The sequence below is a fragment of the Parvibaculum sp. genome, from assembly GCF_045863935.1.
Lineage (GTDB): Bacteria > Pseudomonadota > Alphaproteobacteria > Parvibaculales > Parvibaculaceae > Parvibaculum.
Window position 1 is genome coordinate 68,403 of the sequence record NZ_BTVP01000014.1, and the last position, 16,476, is coordinate 84,878.

The 16,476-nt window shown below is 62.7% G+C and carries 13 protein-coding genes and 1 rRNA gene; 9 read left to right on the forward strand and 5 right to left on the reverse strand.

Annotation, left to right across the window (positions count from 1 at the left end; genetic code table 11):
* The first annotated feature begins 141 nt into the window (after window positions 1-141).
* From ACKUUH_RS07950 to ACKUUH_RS07975, 6 genes are all read left to right on the forward strand, one after another.
* Window positions 142-1,263, forward strand: coding sequence for a helix-turn-helix domain-containing protein (locus tag ACKUUH_RS07950; protein ID WP_407949357.1), 1,122 nt, complete (start codon window positions 142-144; stop codon window positions 1,261-1,263).
* A 316-nt stretch (window positions 1,264-1,579) separates the two neighbouring features.
* Window positions 1,580-2,725, forward strand: a complete 1,146-nt coding sequence (ispG, locus tag ACKUUH_RS07955) for a flavodoxin-dependent (E)-4-hydroxy-3-methylbut-2-enyl-diphosphate synthase (RefSeq protein WP_407949358.1) — start codon at window positions 1,580-1,582, stop codon at window positions 2,723-2,725.
* Between the two features lie 74 nt (window positions 2,726-2,799).
* Window positions 2,800-3,867: a peptide chain release factor 1 gene (prfA, locus tag ACKUUH_RS07960; RefSeq protein ID WP_407949359.1), complete on the forward strand. Its 1,068-nt coding sequence runs from the start codon at window positions 2,800-2,802 to the stop codon at window positions 3,865-3,867.
* A complete protein-coding gene (gene prmC, locus ACKUUH_RS07965; RefSeq protein WP_407949360.1) occupies window positions 3,864-4,715 on the forward strand; it encodes a peptide chain release factor N(5)-glutamine methyltransferase in 852 nt (283 codons plus the stop codon). Before prfA ends, prmC begins: the two co-directional genes overlap by 4 nt.
* A 531-nt stretch (window positions 4,716-5,246) precedes the next feature.
* Complete coding sequence (locus ACKUUH_RS07970; RefSeq protein WP_407949361.1) at window positions 5,247-5,876, forward strand: DUF4167 domain-containing protein; 630 nt, start codon at window positions 5,247-5,249, stop codon at window positions 5,874-5,876.
* A 109-nt stretch (window positions 5,877-5,985) separates the two neighbouring features.
* Window positions 5,986-6,189: a hypothetical protein gene (locus tag ACKUUH_RS07975; RefSeq protein WP_407949362.1), complete on the forward strand. Its 204-nt coding sequence runs from the start codon at window positions 5,986-5,988 to the stop codon at window positions 6,187-6,189.
* A gap of 29 nt (window positions 6,190-6,218) precedes the next feature.
* On the opposite strand, the gene ACKUUH_RS07980 is transcribed toward ACKUUH_RS07975, so the two are convergent.
* A complete protein-coding gene (locus ACKUUH_RS07980; RefSeq protein ID WP_407949363.1) occupies window positions 6,219-7,001 on the reverse strand; it encodes an MOSC domain-containing protein in 783 nt (260 codons plus the stop codon).
* 218 nt (window positions 7,002-7,219) lie between these two features.
* Here ACKUUH_RS07980 and clpB point away from each other — a divergent pair, with 218 nt between their 5' ends.
* The gene (gene clpB, locus ACKUUH_RS07985) at window positions 7,220-9,898 is read left to right on the forward strand and encodes an ATP-dependent chaperone ClpB (protein WP_407949364.1); all 2,679 of its coding nucleotides are present in this window, start codon (window positions 7,220-7,222) and stop codon (window positions 9,896-9,898) included.
* Window positions 9,899-9,957: 59 nt separating this feature from the next.
* On the opposite strand, the gene ACKUUH_RS07990 is transcribed toward clpB, so the two are convergent.
* Genes ACKUUH_RS07990 through ACKUUH_RS08000 form a run of 3 tightly spaced genes read right to left on the reverse strand, consistent with a single transcriptional unit; the run spans window position 9,958 to window position 12,257 of the window.
* Window positions 9,958-10,377, reverse strand: a complete 420-nt coding sequence (locus ACKUUH_RS07990) for a very short patch repair endonuclease (RefSeq protein WP_407949365.1) — start codon at window positions 10,375-10,377, stop codon at window positions 9,958-9,960.
* 12 nt (window positions 10,378-10,389) lie between these two features.
* On the reverse strand, window positions 10,390-11,259 hold the full coding sequence (locus tag ACKUUH_RS07995) for an NgoMIV family type II restriction endonuclease (RefSeq protein WP_407949366.1): 870 nt from the start codon (window positions 11,257-11,259) through the stop codon (window positions 10,390-10,392).
* Window positions 11,256-12,257, reverse strand: a complete 1,002-nt coding sequence (locus tag ACKUUH_RS08000) for a DNA cytosine methyltransferase (RefSeq protein WP_407949367.1) — start codon at window positions 12,255-12,257, stop codon at window positions 11,256-11,258. The genes ACKUUH_RS07995 and ACKUUH_RS08000 overlap by 4 nt, the downstream gene beginning before the upstream one ends.
* A 113-nt stretch (window positions 12,258-12,370) precedes the next feature.
* Between ACKUUH_RS08000 and ACKUUH_RS08005 the strand changes: the two genes are divergently transcribed.
* Entirely contained in the window at window positions 12,371-13,249 is an 879-nt protein-coding gene (locus tag ACKUUH_RS08005; protein ID WP_407949368.1) for an alpha/beta fold hydrolase, read from the forward strand.
* 292 nt (window positions 13,250-13,541) lie between these two features.
* Here the strand turns inward: ACKUUH_RS08005 and ACKUUH_RS08010 are convergent, their stop codons facing one another.
* A complete protein-coding gene (locus ACKUUH_RS08010; protein WP_407949369.1) occupies window positions 13,542-15,236 on the reverse strand; it encodes a peptidoglycan DD-metalloendopeptidase family protein in 1,695 nt (564 codons plus the stop codon).
* A 932-nt stretch (window positions 15,237-16,168) separates the two neighbouring features.
* Between ACKUUH_RS08010 and ACKUUH_RS08015 the strand changes: the two genes are divergently transcribed.
* A 16S ribosomal RNA gene (locus ACKUUH_RS08015) occupies window positions 16,169-16,476 on the forward strand; the annotation flags it as partial.

Here is a 16,476-nt window from a genome sequence, read left to right on the forward strand (position 1 = left end):
GTTCTCAATACGTTTGGGCGCTATGCGGAGGCCGTTCGCGGGGTGCGGCTGCCGCGTTTTGAAACGTCCATGGCAATTCGTGGGGTCGAAATGATGCCCGATGCGGATTGAGATGGCTCAGATCGGGAAGAGCCCGGAAAAATGAACAAGATCACAATGCTGCCGGCCGGGGACGACAGGTCGGAGCCGCGCCGCCGGTTGCATTTGCGCGACATCACAAACGAAGTTCCGGTCGAGGCTGAATCGGTTGGAGCCGATCTGCGCGCCGCGCGCCTGCGCCGGAGCGAGGACATCCGCACCATCGCCCAGGCGCTCTGCATCCGTCGCGACCTTCTGGAAGCGCTGGAGGAAAGCCGCTACGAGGCGCTGCCCGCCCGGGCCTATGCCGTCGGCTTCGTTCGTTCCTATGCGGAATATCTCGGCCTCGACAGCCGCCACATCGTCGAGCGCTACAAGGCCGAGCTCGATCGTGCCGAGATGGAAGCGGCATCCGATCCCCGTTTCCCCGATGCGTCCGACGAACGCCGCCTGCCGAAGGGCACGGCGCTCATCGTGGCGTGCGTCGTCATAGCCGGCGCCTATGGCGGCTGGCTCCTCACCAAATCGACCGATGAAATGATGGCGGCGCGCGTTGCGGCGCCTGCGGCCGTCGAAGCGACGCCGTCGCCCGCGAGTACGCGCGGCGACAGCGCTTCTGCCGCAACGCCGGGCGCCGGCGCCGTCCCCGTTATGCGGGGGTCGGGTTTTGCGCTCACGGAGGCCGGGCGCAGCGCGCTTGCGCCGCAAACCGTCTATGAACCCGCTCCCGCTGCCACCGTTTCCGATGAAGAAGCCATGGCAGAGGCCGAAGAAATGCAGGTCGCGGCGCTCGAAGAGGTCGCGCCCGATGTCCTGCCGCCGCTGCCGGAAGGCACGCCCTATGGCGCGGAAAACGTCGATGGCCGCGTCGTCGTGCGCGCGCGCCGCGATGGCGCCTGGATTCGCGTCGAGGATGGCGTGGGCAAGGTGCTCATCGAGCAGACCTTCAACGCGGGCGACAGCTACCGCGTGCCGCGCACGCCCGGCGTGATCCTCGTCGCGCGCGACGCCAGCGCCTTCGAGCTCATGGTCGACGGCACATCCCTTGGCCTTGCCGGTCCGCCCACCCTCGTGCTCACGGGCAAGTCGCTCGAAGTGGAGGCGCTCCTTGCCGCCATGCCGCAGCCAGCGCCGGCCGAAGAGGCTGAAGCGTCCGCACAGTCCGTCGGAAATCCGGTCGAATAATCTTCTCACCCTCCCCTCGGGGAGGGTCAAACGGTCGAAGACCGTTTGGGGCGGGGGGCGGAGCGGACGGGCTTTTCCGCGATAGAGTCATGCGGGCAAACGTCAGTCGCTGCCCCCCGCCCCGAAAAATTCGGCGCGTTCCGCTTGAATTTTGTCGACCCGCCCCGAGGGGCGGGTGGGCCGGAAACCGCCAAAAGCCGCGGGATATGCGGCGCTGCCATATTTCTGCTATGAGAAGGCGCGATGGTTCGTCCATCGAGGCCAACCGTCCGCGAGGCAGGACGAAGAGAAGCGGGCAGATCCCGCTGACGATTTCATGAGCATCAGACCCTGGCGCGACATCACCCGCAGGAAAAGCCGGCAGATCCATGTTGGGTCCGTGACCGTGGGCGGCGATGCGCCGATTTCCGTCCAGACGATGACGAATACGCTGACCTCCGACGCGAAGGCGACGATCGAGCAGATCAGGCGCATCGAGGAAGCGGGCTGCGACATCGTTCGCGTTTCCTGCCCGGATGAGGCCTCGACGGCGGCGCTGAAGGAGATCGTGCGCGAGACGAACATCCCGATCGTCGCGGACATCCATTTCCACTACAAGCGCGCCATCGAGGCAGCGCAAGCGGGCGCCGCCTGTCTGCGCATCAATCCCGGCAATATCGGTTCGGAAGCGCGGGTGCGCGAGGTCGTGCAGGCGGCGAAGGACCACGGGCTTTCGATGCGCATCGGCGTCAATGCCGGTTCGCTTGAGCGCGATCTTCTCGAAAAATACGGCGAGCCCTGTCCGGAAGCCATGGTCGAAAGCGCGCTCGATCATGCGCGCATCCTGCAGGATCACGACTTCCACGCGTTCAAGATAAGCGTGAAGGCGTCCGATCCCTTCCTGACCGTCGCCGCCTATCAGCAGCTTGCAGACGCGATCGACTGTCCGCTCCATGTCGGTGTGACGGAGGCGGGCGGGCTGATGACCGGCACGGTCAAATCCTCCATCGGTCTCGGCATGCTGCTCTGGGGCGGCATCGGCGACACGATCCGCGTGTCGCTGTCGGCGGACCCGGTCGAGGAAGTGAAGGTCGGCTTCGATATCCTGAAGTCGCTCAATCTGCGCCATCGCGGCGTCACCATCATTTCCTGCCCGTCCTGCGCGCGTCAGGGTTTCGACGTCATCGGCACGGTGAAGGTACTCGAAGAACGCCTGGCGCATATCGCGACGCCGATGACGCTTTCGGTCATCGGTTGCGTCGTCAACGGGCCGGGCGAGGCGGAGCAGACGGACATCGGATTTACCGGCGGCGGCGCCGGTTCCGGCATGGTCTATCTCGCGGGTCTCAGCGACCACAAGATCGCGAATGACAGGATCGTCGATCACCTCGTCGAACTCGTCGAGGCCAAGGCGAAGGAAATCGAGGCCGCGCGGGCAAGCGACGAAGCGGCGGCCGAGCCGCGCGCGCTCGCGGGGGATTAGCGAGGCTCTGCGATTTTCCGGCGGATCGATCGTCCGCCCGCAGCTTCACGTTATTTTCCCGAAAGCCGATATACATGATCCCCGAAGAAAAACTGCAAAGCGTCATTGCCCGTTTCGAGGCCGTTCAATCCGAAATGAACGCCGATGTGCCGCGCGAGCGTTTCGTGCAGCTCTCGAAGGAATATGCGGAACTCACGCCCGTCGCGGAGGCGATCGGCAAGCTGCTGGCCGCGCGGCGCGAATATGCCGATGCCGAACAGCTTCTGCGCATCAAGGACATGGCGGAGATGGCGCGCGACGAGGTCGACCGGCTGAACGAAGCCCTGCCGAAGCTCGAACACGACGTCGAAATCATGCTGCTGCCGAAGGATGCGGCGGACGAGCGCAACGTCATCCTCGAAGTCCGCGCGGGCACGGGCGGCGACGAAGCGGCGCTTTTCGCGGGCGATCTCTTCCGCATGTATGAGCGCTACGCGGCGTCGAAGGGCTGGAAGGTCGAGCTGATCGCCGCTTCGGAAGGCGAGGTCGGCGGCTACAAGGAAATCATCGCGGGCATCTCGGGCGCGGGCGTCTATGCCAGACTCAAATTCGAATCCGGCGTCCATCGTGTGCAGCGCGTGCCGGCGACGGAAGGCGGCGGGCGCATCCATACCTCGGCGGCCACCGTCGCCGTGTTGCCGGAGCCTGAGGAAGTCGATGTCGAGATCGCCGACAAGGACCTCCGTATCGACGTCTTCCGGGCCTCGGGCGCGGGCGGCCAGCACGTCAACAAGACGGAAAGCGCGGTGCGCATCACCCATCTGCCGACCGGCATCGTCGTCTCGCAGCAGGACGAGAAGTCCCAGCACAAGAACAAGGCGCGGGCGATGCAGATTCTCCGCGCCAGGCTTTTCGACGCGGAGCGCGAACGCATCGACAAGGAACGCGCCGCCAACCGCAAGGGACAGGTCGGCTCCGGCGACCGCTCCGAGCGCATCCGCACTTACAATTTTCCGCAGAGCCGCGTCACCGATCACCGCATCAACCTCACGCTGCACAAGCTTTCCGAGGTGCTGGAAGGCGAGGGGCTTGGCGAACTCATCGGCGCGCTCATCGCCGAGGATCAGGCTGCCCGCCTCGCCGCGATGGAAGAAGACGCGTGACGACGCGCGACCACGCGATGCGCATGCTGGCCCATCGTCTGAAGGAGGCGGGCCTGCCGACGCCCGCGCTCGATGCCCGCATCCTCGTCCAGGCGGCAACGGGCGCGAGCGACATCGAGATGATCCGCGAGCCGGGCACGCTCATGACGCGCGCCGAAGAGGAACGTCTCGCGGGTTGGGAGCGCCGCCGCCTCGCGCGCGAACCTGTCTCGCGCATTCTCGGCTCGCGCGAGTTCTGGGGTCTCCCCTTCACGGTCACGGCCGAGACGCTCGATCCGCGCGCCGACAGCGAGACGCTGGTGGAAACCGCTCTCGACCTGCTGAAAGACATCGAGCGCCCGCGCCTTCTCGATCTCGGCACGGGAACGGGCTGCCTCCTCCTTTCGCTCCTCCATGAGCGGCAGGATGCGGTGGGCACCGGCGTCGACCTGTCGGAGGGCGCGCTCGCCGTCGCGGCCTCGAATGCGTCGGCGCTCGGTCTGTCCGCGCGCGCCCAATTCATCGAGAGCGAGTGGACGGAAAATGTCGAAGGCCGCTTCGACCTCGCCGTGTCGAACCCGCCCTACATCCCTCATGGCGACATTGCGGGTCTCGCCGGGGAAGTCCGCCTCCACGACCCCATGCTCGCGCTCGATGGCGGCGAGGACGGGCTCGACGCTTACCGCGCCCTTGCGCGCCTCCTTCCGGACCATTTGACGCAGGGGGGCCATGCGGTCGTCGAACTCGGCGCAGGGCAGGCGGATGCCGTCACAGCGATCTTCGAAGCGGCGGGATTTGGCTTGTCCCGTATCGTGCCGGACCTCGCCGGCGTCCCCCGCGCCCTCGTTGCAGCATGGCCACGGGCTTGAATTTCCGGTTTTTTCGACGCAGAAAACGGTTGGAATCGCGGTCTCGGGACGCTACCTTTCTTGTCAGGGAAAATGAGCCGGGCCGGAAAGCCTCGCTCCTCGAACCCCGTCCTCCGAAAAACAGGGACGATGAGCCGAGGCAGGTACTGCCGTTCGGATCGGGTTCGAAAGACGCTGAAGGCAGCCCGCATTGAACTGAGGCCTTTAAAACGTATCGTTGCGCCGGGGCTGGGCCGCGCGGTACAGGCCAGAACTTCTTGGCAGTCGAGCCGGCCGGAACCCTCGGGGACGGCAGGTGTGTGCTGAGGAAGTCCGCTTCGCTTGAGACGTATGCCGTCTTTGCGATGCCGGTGCGGCAAGCCGTTGCCATCCGCACCAGGAGAGCGCCTATCCGCTCGCGGAACGCCGGAAAACGACCCGGAAAGCGGCATGTCCGAACGAGGCATCTTGTCCAGACGGGGCATTGTGTTCGAGCGTGGCAGTGTCGAAACCGGAACCCTGAGTTGAACCAGTAGCGAGAAATCAAAAGATATGAGGCAGGGGCAAAACAACTCCAAGCGCTCTCGCGGGCGCGGCGGACGCAAGCCGCAGCATTCGACCAACCGTGCTTACGACAGCAACGGTCCGGATGTGAAGATTCGCGGCAACGCGGCACATATTTGCGAGAAGTACCAGCAGCTCGCACGCGATGCGATCTCCGCAGGCGACCGGATCGCGGCTGAAAACTACTATCAGCACGCTGAGCACTATTACCGCCTGCTTCTGGCGGCACAGCAGGGCCAGGAAGGCCAGCAGCGCCCGCAGACGAATCTCGCCTATCGTCCCGACGAGGACGAGGAGAACGAGAACGATTTCGCGCCGGACGGGCCGCAGCCGCGCCATCCGGGCCAGCCCTGGCATCAGCAGAGCGGCAACAACGGCAATAATGGCAACGGTCAGAACGGCCATGCGGGCAATGCACAGCCGAATGGCTATGGCAGCGAGGCCGCTTCCGGCGAGGAAGGCGAGGATGCTCCCGAGGCGAGCACCTCCGAAACCTCCGCCCAGGGTGCCGAAGGCGAGGGCGGTCAGCCGCGCCGCCGCAGCAACCGCCGCCGCCGTCCGCGCACCGAGGGTGCGCGCCCCGATGCGGCGCCCGCCGAAAGCGGCGCCGCGGACTGAGGCATCCGTTCATTCCAGCAGGACCGGCCGCCGTTGATCGATGTCAATGCGCGGCCGTTCTTCCTTTTGCAGATTGGGCTTCAACGCCTTTTCGCGAGGGAGATGCCGAATGGCCAATGCAGGATCGAGCCGGAACCGTTTGATGCCGTGGTACATCGGCATGGCGATCATTCTCATGTCGGTGCTTTATGTGGGCTATCGCATGGCGAGCAACGGCTGCCCGGCGCCGACGATTGTCGAGTTCGGCGTACTCGTGATCATTCCGGTGGTCTATCTCGCGCTGATGTATCTCACCTTGAAGAGCCAGGACTAGGATGAGCCAGGACTAGCGCTGCCGCGGGGTCAGGCGTCCGGCACGATGCGGTCGCCCGGCCTCAGCGTGCCCGGCGATTCTATTTCCGCATAAAGCCCGAGATCTGAATGACCCCAATGGCGCATCAGCGTCTGGGGTATCTCCATGTCGCGCGCGCCCGTGTCCGGGTCCACATTCGTCGCCGCGCATCGCACCGTCTTGTGCACGCCCTTGAAGCGCGTGTCCCCCATGGTGAAGCGCCTGCCCACCCAGTCGTGATCCTCGAAGGGCGCGAGCCCCTCCACATAGATATTGCCGCGAAAGCGCAGCGGGTGGATGTGCCGGCCCACCTTCTCCTCCAGCGCCCGCACGCTCGCCATATTGATGATCGAGACGAGCTTTGCCGGCGCGTCCGAATGCGAGAAGCCCGGCGCATGAACGACGCGGGGCGTGCCCCGCAATTCCTTCTCCATGTAACGCGCCATGAAACCCTCCAGCGCGCGCCGTCCGTCATCGCTCATCAGGTTCGCGGCCAGCATCTCCTTGCCGTCCAGCGCGATATGGAGCGTCGTGGTCGCATCGTCGAAGCGGGTCTTCAGCCTTGCCAGCCGTTCGTCGCGCATCAGCATCAGGAACTTGATCTTCGGGAAGTGCTTCGGGTTTTCCGGGTCGAAATCGTGTTTCCCGTTCTCGATGGCAAAAGCCCTGTCCCAGGGAAACGTGCCGCCCGCCTCGAGCGTTACCTCAGCCAGCGGCTCCGGCGAGAGCCCCTTGACCGGATACCGGTAGAGGCCGACGATCCTGGCGCTGTCTCCCCTCCTTTGCGCCTCCATGGCGGGCCTCTCTTTCGGGTTCACGAATTCGGCAGGTTTCTGCGGCAAACTGACTGGAGATTGCCCCTTGTGTGACTATCAAGCAACACCAATATCTGACCCGATACATGATGGGGATCAATGCCTCGAAGAGGGTTGGTGCCAAAGCATATGAGGCGCGACGGCGCGGCGCGGGCGAAGTCCGGCTGGCCGGGAAGCGTGCTTGAAAGGGAAGACATATGGATCTCGAAAAATACACGGACCGGAGCCGCGGCTTCATCCAGTCCGCGCAGGGGCTTGCCGTTCGCTCGGGGCATCAGCGTTTCACACCCGAACATCTCCTGAAGGTTCTGCTCGACGACGAGGAAGGTCTCGCCGCGGGTCTCATCCGCGCGGCCGGCGGCCGACCCGACCAGGCGCTTCAGGGCGTCGAGACGGCGCTGTCGAAAATGCCGAAGGTCGAGGGCTCGGGTGCGGGCCAGCTCTATCTCGCGCCGGAGATGGCGAAGCTTTTCGAGCAGGCCGAGCAGCTCGCCAAGAAAGCGGGCGACAGCTACGTCACCGCCGAGCGTCTCCTGCTGGCGATCCTGCTCACGCCGGGCACCGAATCGGAAAAAATCCTCAAGACCGCGGGCGTCACGGCGCAAAGCCTCAACGCCGCCATCGAGCGCGTGCGCAAGGGCCGCACCGCCGACAGCGCGAGCGCGGAAGATGCTTACGACGCCTTGAAGAAATATGCGCGCGACCTCACGGCGGATGCGCGCGCGGGCAAGCTCGATCCGGTGATCGGCCGCGACGAGGAAATCCGCCGCACCATCCAGGTGCTCTCGCGGCGCACGAAGAACAATCCCGTGCTCATCGGCGAGCCCGGCGTCGGCAAGACCGCGATCACGGAAGGCCTCGCGCTGCGCATCGTCAATGGCGACGTGCCCGAAAGCCTCAAGAACAAGTCGCTGATGGCGCTCGATCTCGGCGCGCTGATCGCGGGCGCGAAATATCGCGGCGAATTCGAGGAGCGCCTCAAGGCCGTTCTCGCCGAAGTATCGTCGGCCGATGGCGGCATCATCCTCTTCATCGACGAGATGCACCAGCTTGTCGGCGCCGGCAAGACGGACGGCGCCATGGACGCGTCGAACCTCCTGAAACCTGCGCTGGCGCGCGGCGATCTCCATTGCGTCGGCGCGACGACGCTCGACGAATACCGCAAATATGTCGAAAAGGACGCGGCGCTGGCGCGGCGCTTCCAGCCCGTCTTCGTGGACGAGCCGACGGTGGAAGACACGATCTCCATTCTTCGCGGCCTCAAGGAAAAATACGAGCTGCATCACGGCGTGCGTATTTCCGATGCCGCGCTCGTCGCCGCCGCCACCATGTCGGACCGCTACATCGCCGACCGTTTCCTGCCCGACAAGGCGATCGACCTCATGGACGAGGCCGCGTCGCGGCTGCGCATGCAGGTCGATTCCAAACCGGAAGAACTCGACGAGATCGACCGCCGCGTCATCCAGCTCAAGATCGAGCGCGAGGCGTTGAAGAAGGAAAAGGACGACGCTTCGAAGGACCGGCTCGAAAAGATCGAGACCGAACTTTCGGAACTCGAAAGGAAGTCCGCCGATCTCGCCGCCGCATGGTCGGCGGAGAAGTCGAAGCTCGCTTCCGCGCAGAAGCTCAAGGAAGAGCTCGACGCCGCCCGCAACGAACTTGTGCAGGCGCAGCGCGGCGGAAAGCTGGAGCGCGCCTCCGAACTCGCCTATGGCATCATCCCCGAGCTCGAAAAGAAGCTCGCGGAAACCGAGAAGCGCGAACAGCAGGGCGGGGCGATGCTCGAAGAGGCCGTCACCGAGCAGCATATCGCGCAGGTCGTCTCGCGCTGGACGGGCATTCCCGTCGACAAGATGCTCGAAGGCGAGCGCGAAAAGCTCATCGGCATGGAAAAGGCGCTGTCAGCCCGTGTCGTCGGCCAGGCGGAGGCGGTCTCCGCCGTCTCGCGCGCCGTGCGCCGCGCGCGCGCGGGTCTGCAGGACCCCAACCGGCCCATCGGCTCGTTCCTCTTCCTCGGGCCCACGGGCGTCGGCAAGACGGAGCTCACCAAGGCGCTTGCCGAATTCCTCTTCGACGACGATCAGGCGATCGTCCGCCTCGATATGTCGGAATACATGGAGAAGCATTCGGTCGCCCGCCTCATCGGCGCGCCGCCGGGCTATGTCGGCTATGAGGAAGGCGGTGCGCTCACCGAGGCCGTCCGCCGCAGGCCCTATCAGGTCGTGCTGTTCGACGAGATCGAGAAGGCGCACCCGGATGTCTTCAACGTCCTCCTGCAGGTGCTGGACGACGGACGCCTCACCGACGGGCAGGGTCGCACGGTCGATTTCAAGAACGTGCTCATCATCATGACGTCCAATCTCGGCGCGGAATATCTCGCCGAGCAGGCGCCGGGCGAGGATGTCGAGGGCGTGCGCGCGCAGGTCATGGACGTGGTGCGCTCGCGCTTCCGGCCGGAATTCCTCAACCGTCTGGACGAGATACTGCTCTTCCACCGGCTCACCCGCGAGCAGATGGACACGATCGTCGACATCCAGATGGTCCGTCTGGCGAAGCTCCTTGCCGGCCGCAAGATCGAGATCGCGCTCGACGAGGCGGCGCGCACCTGGCTTGCCGATCAGGGCTACGACCCGGTCTATGGCGCACGGCCCTTGAAGCGCGTCATCCAGCGCAACATGCAGGACCCGCTGGCCGAGCTCCTGCTCATGGGCAAGATCGCGGACGGGCAGAAGGTCACCGTGTCGGCCGGTGCCGAGGGCCTCATCATCGATGGCCACGAGGTCGGCGCCGACACAGGCGAGGTGCCCTCCGCGCGAGGCGGCGCCGTCACCGATCTCGACGAGGACAGCGACGAAACCCGCCGCATGGCGCAATAAGACGCTGCCCGCAGGCACGCAAACGAAAGGCCGCTCGAAAGGGCGGCCTTTTTTTTCGTTCAGTTGGCCAGAAACTTCTGAATTTTCTTCGTGAGCTCCGCCTCCCGGCGCAGATCACATTCCCAGATCACCAAGACAGTCCATCCGGCTTCAACCAGTTGTTTGAAGGCTGTGGCATCCCGCTTCTGGTTCCGCTCGAGTTTTGGAAGCCAGTACTCTTGCCGGGATTTTGGCAGGCGGCCGTCAAGGCATCCCGGATCAGGATGCTGATGCCAAAAACATCCATGAACAAAGATCGCCTTCTTGCGGCCAATGAAAGCTATGTCGGGCTTTCCAGGCAAATCCTTGCGATGGAGACGATACCCCGAATATCCAAGGCTCCTGACTAGCTTTCGGACGTGAAGTTCAGGGCGCGTCTCTGTCGACCTGATGCGAGACATATTTTCACTGCGCCTCGCAGGCGTCAGTTTGTCAGCCATCACTACTCAATCTTAAACAGCCAAGTCGAGCGGGAGGTCTGCGATATCGCGCAGCCTCTTTCCGTCAATCATCATTTTCAGAAGAGCTATGGAGTCTTCGCGGTCTTGCTCTTCTATGGTCTGAACAAGTTCGTCCAACGCAAAATGGTAAACACAGTCGATGTCACCTGTGCCCAATGCCAATGACGCCAGTCGATTCGGCGTCGGCTCTCCTGTCACAATTGCGATGTGAGGAAGTCTGCCTTTACGATTTCTGATGAGATTAAGCGCTTCTGACCGTGCGTTCTGCGCTCTGTCTGATCTCAAAGTCCATTTGCACGAAACGCTAGCGTGCAATATCGGCTTTTGATTATTTGACGATCTGATGCTCGTGCGCTTGGCGACAAAAGAATTTACAAGGAATTCGCTGTGGTTGATTTTGTCGTCATCCTCGGGATGGCGGAAGATCATAATGTCGGGCTTGATGATATAGTCAGCACCTAATGCAACAGCTAGGGCCGGGTCATTCTCAGTCGCCGTCTTCAGTGCCGCCAAGTGGTCGTACTGATCGCACTCTGCAATCGCAAGGCGAGAGCTTCCCTTCTTTACCTCGAAGTTTCCGGGACGGACGTTCTGCAATTTGGGAAACGTGAGCCGGAGGAACTCGCCAACAACGTCTTCAAACTTTGCTCCGGCCATTTGTCCCGACAGTCGATCGCCAGCCACCTCGCTGCCAAGACGCCCAATAATGCCGCGGGAAATCTCAATGCTTAATCGGGAGCCCACGTCAGCAATAGACGGAACGCCATTCGCGTTTATGGTTAGTAACTTGCCTTTCAAGAGCGCGGCGTGGAAGCCCTTTCGGGCTTCCTGAAAGAATGGTGATTTGCTGACTTTGCTCATGCAACGGTCTTGATCGGGACTAGCTTCCTTGCGGACAGCGCAATCGCTACCTCACGCGCCACCGCTGCCGCAACCGGTGGCGGAAACGCATTGCCGACTTGACGATACGCGGCTGTCTTCCGGCCGCTGAATTGCCAATCGTCGTCGAATCCTTGCAGGCGCGCGCACATACGTACCGTTAGCCGCGGGTTGCCCTCGAAGTCTCTTTCAGGCGCTTCGTTCGCTATTCCCATTCCGTCAACTCCGAGCTCTGCCCAAGCCCGCTTTGCCCGTGTAGGCCCCAGATCGGGTCCGCCGTGCTTCTTGGACCCGCCGACCAGGGTGGGAGCAATGCTGTTCGCTTTGTTCCGCCATGCCCGAGCACCTTTCCATCCGCGCTCGGTCATGAGGTCGAACAGCTTGTCTCCAACCGTTGGCGGACACTCGGCGATTTCCGACGGCCAGCGGAACGCATCCTTTATTGAATGCCTGAGAGCAACAAACATAACGCGCGGGCGAAGCTGGGATACGCCAAAACTCGACGCGTTGAGTATCTTCGGCCTGATTTCATAGCCAAGTTTATCGAATTGCCGCGCCATCTCCTCACGGTATTCATCGAAGGCAGGCGACATAATACCTTTGACGTTTTCGATCATCACGGCTTGAGGTTTGATTTCGCCGATCAGCCGGATTGCAGCGGGAAAAAGGTTGCGCTCGTCATTTGCGCCAAGCTGCTTGCCCGCTATGGAGAAAGGAGGACAGGGAAGGCCGCCGGCAAAAAGATCGACGCCCTTATAGGGTGTGCCGTCGAAGGAATTGAGGTCTTCCTGGAAAATGGACCACTCCGGCCGGTTTGTCCTGAGCGTGTCACAGCAGACTTCTTCTATCTCAACGCATGCTTCATGGGAGAACCCTGCTTTCTCCAGACCGAGAGCCTGCCCGCCCGCACCGGCGCACACCTCTACTGATGTCATGTTGTGAGTCATGGAAGTCCCCTGCAGCGTGAGATAGAAACCCATTAAAGTTCTCTATTTGTTCTCACGTCAATACATTATTCCAGGAAAGAATATCGCCCGATTCGTGGTGTCCGCGTAGGAGATTGGATCAGGCGCCACAAAGAGGGGAGGGGCCCATGCCGCAGCATCTGAAGAAATACATCCTGCCTGCCGTCGCGCTGCTGGTGGTGCTGGCGGCTGCCGGTTTCTGGGCGCTCAACCGGTCGGCTTCCGGCATTCCCGCCTTCTATGTCTGGAAGCTCTTTTCCGGCGAGGCGAATGGCGGCGCACATGCCCCGGTCAACGGCATCGGCCTCTATTACGAGACCTATGGCGACCGCGAGGCGCCGCCCGTCCTCGTGCTCCATGGCGGCATGGGCTTCATCGAGAGCATGCACTACCAGATCTCGGCGCTGGCGCCCGCGCACTTCGTCGTCGCGCCGGACAGCCGCGGTCATGGCCGCTCAAGCGATATCGACGCGCCGATCACCTATGAGCAGATGGCGGTCGACATGCTGGCGCTCATGGACGAGCTCGGTATCGGGAATGCGGACATCGTCGGCTGGAGCGATGGCGGCATCATCGGCCTCATCGTCGCGATGGAGCATCCGGACCGCGTCCGCCGCCTCGTCACCATCGGCGCGAATTACAGCCTGGACGGGCTTTCGTCGATGCCGCCCGAAAGTGCCGCCGAGCTTGGCGAGGCGCTCGCGCCCGCGCGCGACTTCTATATCAATGTCGCGCCCGATCCGTCGCGCTGGCCGGTCTTCGCGGAGAAGGTGCTCCATATGTGGCGGACCTCGCCCAACTATGCCGCCGCGGATCTCGGCCGCATCGAGGCGCCGGTCCTCGTCATGGCGGGCGAGCATGACAGCATCAAGCGGGTCCATACGGAGGCAATGGCGCATGCCATTCCCGATGCGACGCTCGACATCGTGCCCGGTGCTTCGCATTTCCTGCCGCTCGAAATGCCCGAGCGGGCGAACGCCTCGATTCGGACCTTTCTCGACGATTGAAGAGGGCGTCGGGAACCGGGGACAAGTTTTTCGCGGGTGCTTCTATCGGGTGGCGTGGCGACTTGTCCCCGCTTTCGTCTGCGGCGGGGATATCCGGCCATCGGAGCGGCGGGGGGAGGTGCGCGCCAATGTGCGTTTTCCGGCACGCGGCAGCGTGCGAAAGCGCTTTGTGACGTTATCGTGACATTACGATGACAGCAGGCGTGAAAAGGCCCGCTTTATCCCCGGAAAACGAAAAGAAGCCGGGCACCTCGCGGCGGCCCGGCTTTCTCGATATTCCGTGAACGGATGATCAGTTCGCGCCGCCGCCCGCATCCACCGTCGCCTGCGCCACCCTGGTGGCGAGCGGGGCTTCGGCCATCTTCGTCGACAGCGTGCCGCGCATTTCCTTGAAGGCGGCGAGCTGCTTGCCGTCGAGCTTGCGTCCGGTCGGCACCTTGAGGGCGAGCGGGTTCATCTTCTTGCCGCCCACATGCACTTCGTAGTGGAGATGTGGACCGGTGGAGCGTCCCGTCGTACCGACATAGGCGATCACCTGCCCTTGGCGCACGCGCGTTCCGGCCTTGATGCCGCGCGCAAAGCCGTTCAGATGCGCGTAGGCCGTTTCGTAACCGTTCGCATGGCGGATCGACACGTAGTTGCCGAAGCTGCTGAAGCGGTTCGCGCGCGTTATCGTGCCGTCGCCGGCGGCGTAGACGGGCGTGCCGCGCGGCGCGGCAAAGTCAACGCCCGCATGCATCTTCGAGTAGCCGAGGATCGGATGGCGGCGCAGACCGTAGGTCGAACTGATGCGCGCGCCGTCGATCGGCGTCTTCATCAGGAACTTCTTCATGCTCTGGCCGTTCTCGTCGAAATAGTCCCAGACGCCGTCGCCCGGATCGAAGCGCCAGAGCTTGTGGGACTTGCCGCCGACGGTCAGCGCGGCGAAGAGCACGTCGCCTTCCTTCACGGGCCGTTCGTTCTCGTCGAACTTGCGGCTGAAATAGACTTCGAACTTGTCGCCCGGCTGAATTTCGCGCTGGAAGTCGACGCTGTAGGAGTACATGCGGATCAGTTCGATGATGATGGGCGCGGGAACGCCGGCCTGTTCTCCATCGAGGAAGAGCGAGTTGTTGATCGTTCCCGCCGCGCGCACGAAGCCTTCGGTGAATTCGTGCTTGATCTCCTGGCTGTCGAAACTGCCGTCCTCGTTGCGCTTCACCTCGATGGTGCGCTCGATATCGGGCACGAGCGAAAGGGCGGTGAGGTATTTTGCGGGCGTGCCGCTTTCGTCCTCACCCACGGCGCCGTCCGGCGTTTCCATGAAGGTGAGCGAGATTTCCTGACCGGCGCGCAGCTTGCGCGGGCTGTAATGCGAGGTCATCGCCGCGACCGCATGGTAGGCGTCGATGCGATCGACGCCGGCATCCTGCAGCACTTCCATCAGCGTTTCGCCGCTCGCGAGTTCGACCGTCTGTGCAACGGATCGCGGTGTGGCGGGCAGGCTTGCGGCTTCCGCGGCCAGCTTCTCTTCCGTAAGCGGATCGAAAAGGCCGGGGTCGGCAAGCGATGCGGTAAGGAGCGCGTCGTCTTCCGTCTCCGGACCGGTGAGGGCGATTGCCGCGCCCTCTTCCATTGCCGGATGGTTTTCCGTTTCGTCCGTCATCCGCGGCGCGGCGCTTACCGCCGCCAGCAGGGTGGATGTATCGGCTTGCGGTGTGCCGTTCGCGTTCCATGCGATCACGCGCGGGGCGCGGTCCGCCGTCAGCGATGCGGTCGCCACGCCTTCATAGGGAGCGACCAGCGAGGCGATGCCGACGCCGACCAGCGCGAGCGACATTGTTCCGAGTACGGCCGATGCCGCGATCCAGCGCGACTGGCCGAGCGCCAGGCGGCTCACGGAAGAATAGAGTTTCAGGGATTGCTGGGCGTTGTGTCGCGCGCGCTGCCAGAAGGTATCGGTCGCCGGCGCGTTTCCGTCGGTACCGCTGCTTTTATCGTCTGTCACGTGGGTCCCCGTGTCGTACAACTCGCTGCCCCCCGGCACGATTCCAGATAACCTTCTCCGGCACTTAGCCGAAAAACCTCAGTTATCAGTCTCACTAGCTTGAGTACCGGCGGACTGCCCCACCGCCGAAACAAACTGTAATGCGTCGTGAAAGACGATGCCCCGAGGGTGCCGCCCCTGTCAACGCGGAGACTGTTCCAAAACCAGTATATTCACCAATTATGAAGGTTTAGTACGTTTCTTTCCTTCGATCTTTGTCGGCCTGTTCCATAACAAGTAGCCAATGTGGCCCTATTGCTGTGCGCCTTCGGGACAGTCCCGGCCGGCACGACGTCCTTTGCTCTTCATGTGCACGCTTCGGGCCGTTTCGGCTCCGAATCTACCCGCACAACCCTTGGGTCTCGCGAGCCAGAAAGGCCAGCCGGAGTCAAGCGCAAAGACCTTGGATTTTTTTGAAGAAAGCACGAAAAAGGTGTTTGACAGGGCAGGGCCACCTCCCTATAAACCGCCTCCACGAGGTCACGGCGGCCTGCTCCTTCGGGGGCAACGTTCACCCTCTGGTAGAGAGTATTTAAGGGCTTGCCCTGATGTGCTCTTTGTGGCCTAGTAAACGATCCTATTATGGATGACAGCAGGCCCCGACTTCCGTATGGAAGGCGAGGTGAAGCTGTCCTTCGGGTCGCTTACGACCCTTGGTTTCGGGGCGCTCCAAAGCGTCGTGAGACTCAGGTGCTCTTTGACATTGTGGTTTGAGAAAGAGAAACGTGGACGGCGGTGTCCTCGCGAGATCAGGAAACTGATCGAACAGAACACTGACTGTCTGATGTTTCTACACACATTACCCCGTTACCCGGTCCCAAGCCGGGAAACGAATGTGAGTGTATTTTGCGTCAGCCTCGCGATTTTCCTCGCGAGGGACAGTCGGATCAACTCAACTTGAGAGTTTGATCCTGGCTCAGAACGAACGCTGGCGGCAGGCTTAACACATGCAAGTCGAACGCCCTCTTCGGAGGGAGTGGCAGACGGGTGAGTAACACGTGGGAACCTACCTAGGGGTACGGAATAACTCGGGGAAACTCGTGCTAATACCGTATACGACCTTCGGGTGAAAGATTTATCGCCCCTAGATGGGCCCGCGCTGGATTAGCTAGTTGGTGGGGTAAAAGCCTACCAAGGCGACGATCCATAGCTGGTCTGAGAGGATGATCAGCCACACTGGGACTGAGACACGGCCCAGACT

Bases quoted from the DNA above. Each gene is read 5' to 3' on its own strand.
- ACKUUH_RS07950 (WP_407949357.1), top strand. From the start codon at position 142: ATGAACAAGATCACAATGCTGCCGGCCGGGGACGACAGGTCGGAGCCG.
- ispG (WP_407949358.1), top strand. From the start codon at position 1,580: ATGAGCATCAGACCCTGGCGCGACATCACCCGCAGGAAAAGCCGGCAG.
- prfA (WP_407949359.1), top strand. From the start codon at position 2,800: ATGATCCCCGAAGAAAAACTGCAAAGCGTCATTGCCCGTTTCGAGGCC.
- ACKUUH_RS07970 (WP_407949361.1), top strand. From the start codon at position 5,247: ATGAGGCAGGGGCAAAACAACTCCAAGCGCTCTCGCGGGCGCGGCGGA.
- ACKUUH_RS07975 (WP_407949362.1), top strand. From the start codon at position 5,986: ATGGCCAATGCAGGATCGAGCCGGAACCGTTTGATGCCGTGGTACATC.
- ACKUUH_RS07980 (WP_407949363.1), bottom strand. From the start codon at position 7,001: ATGGAGGCGCAAAGGAGGGGAGACAGCGCCAGGATCGTCGGCCTCTAC.
- clpB (WP_407949364.1), top strand. From the start codon at position 7,220: ATGGATCTCGAAAAATACACGGACCGGAGCCGCGGCTTCATCCAGTCC.
- ACKUUH_RS07990 (WP_407949365.1), bottom strand. From the start codon at position 10,377: ATGGCTGACAAACTGACGCCTGCGAGGCGCAGTGAAAATATGTCTCGC.
- ACKUUH_RS07995 (WP_407949366.1), bottom strand. From the start codon at position 11,259: ATGAGCAAAGTCAGCAAATCACCATTCTTTCAGGAAGCCCGAAAGGGC.
- ACKUUH_RS08000 (WP_407949367.1), bottom strand. From the start codon at position 12,257: ATGGGTTTCTATCTCACGCTGCAGGGGACTTCCATGACTCACAACATG.
- ACKUUH_RS08005 (WP_407949368.1), top strand. From the start codon at position 12,371: ATGCCGCAGCATCTGAAGAAATACATCCTGCCTGCCGTCGCGCTGCTG.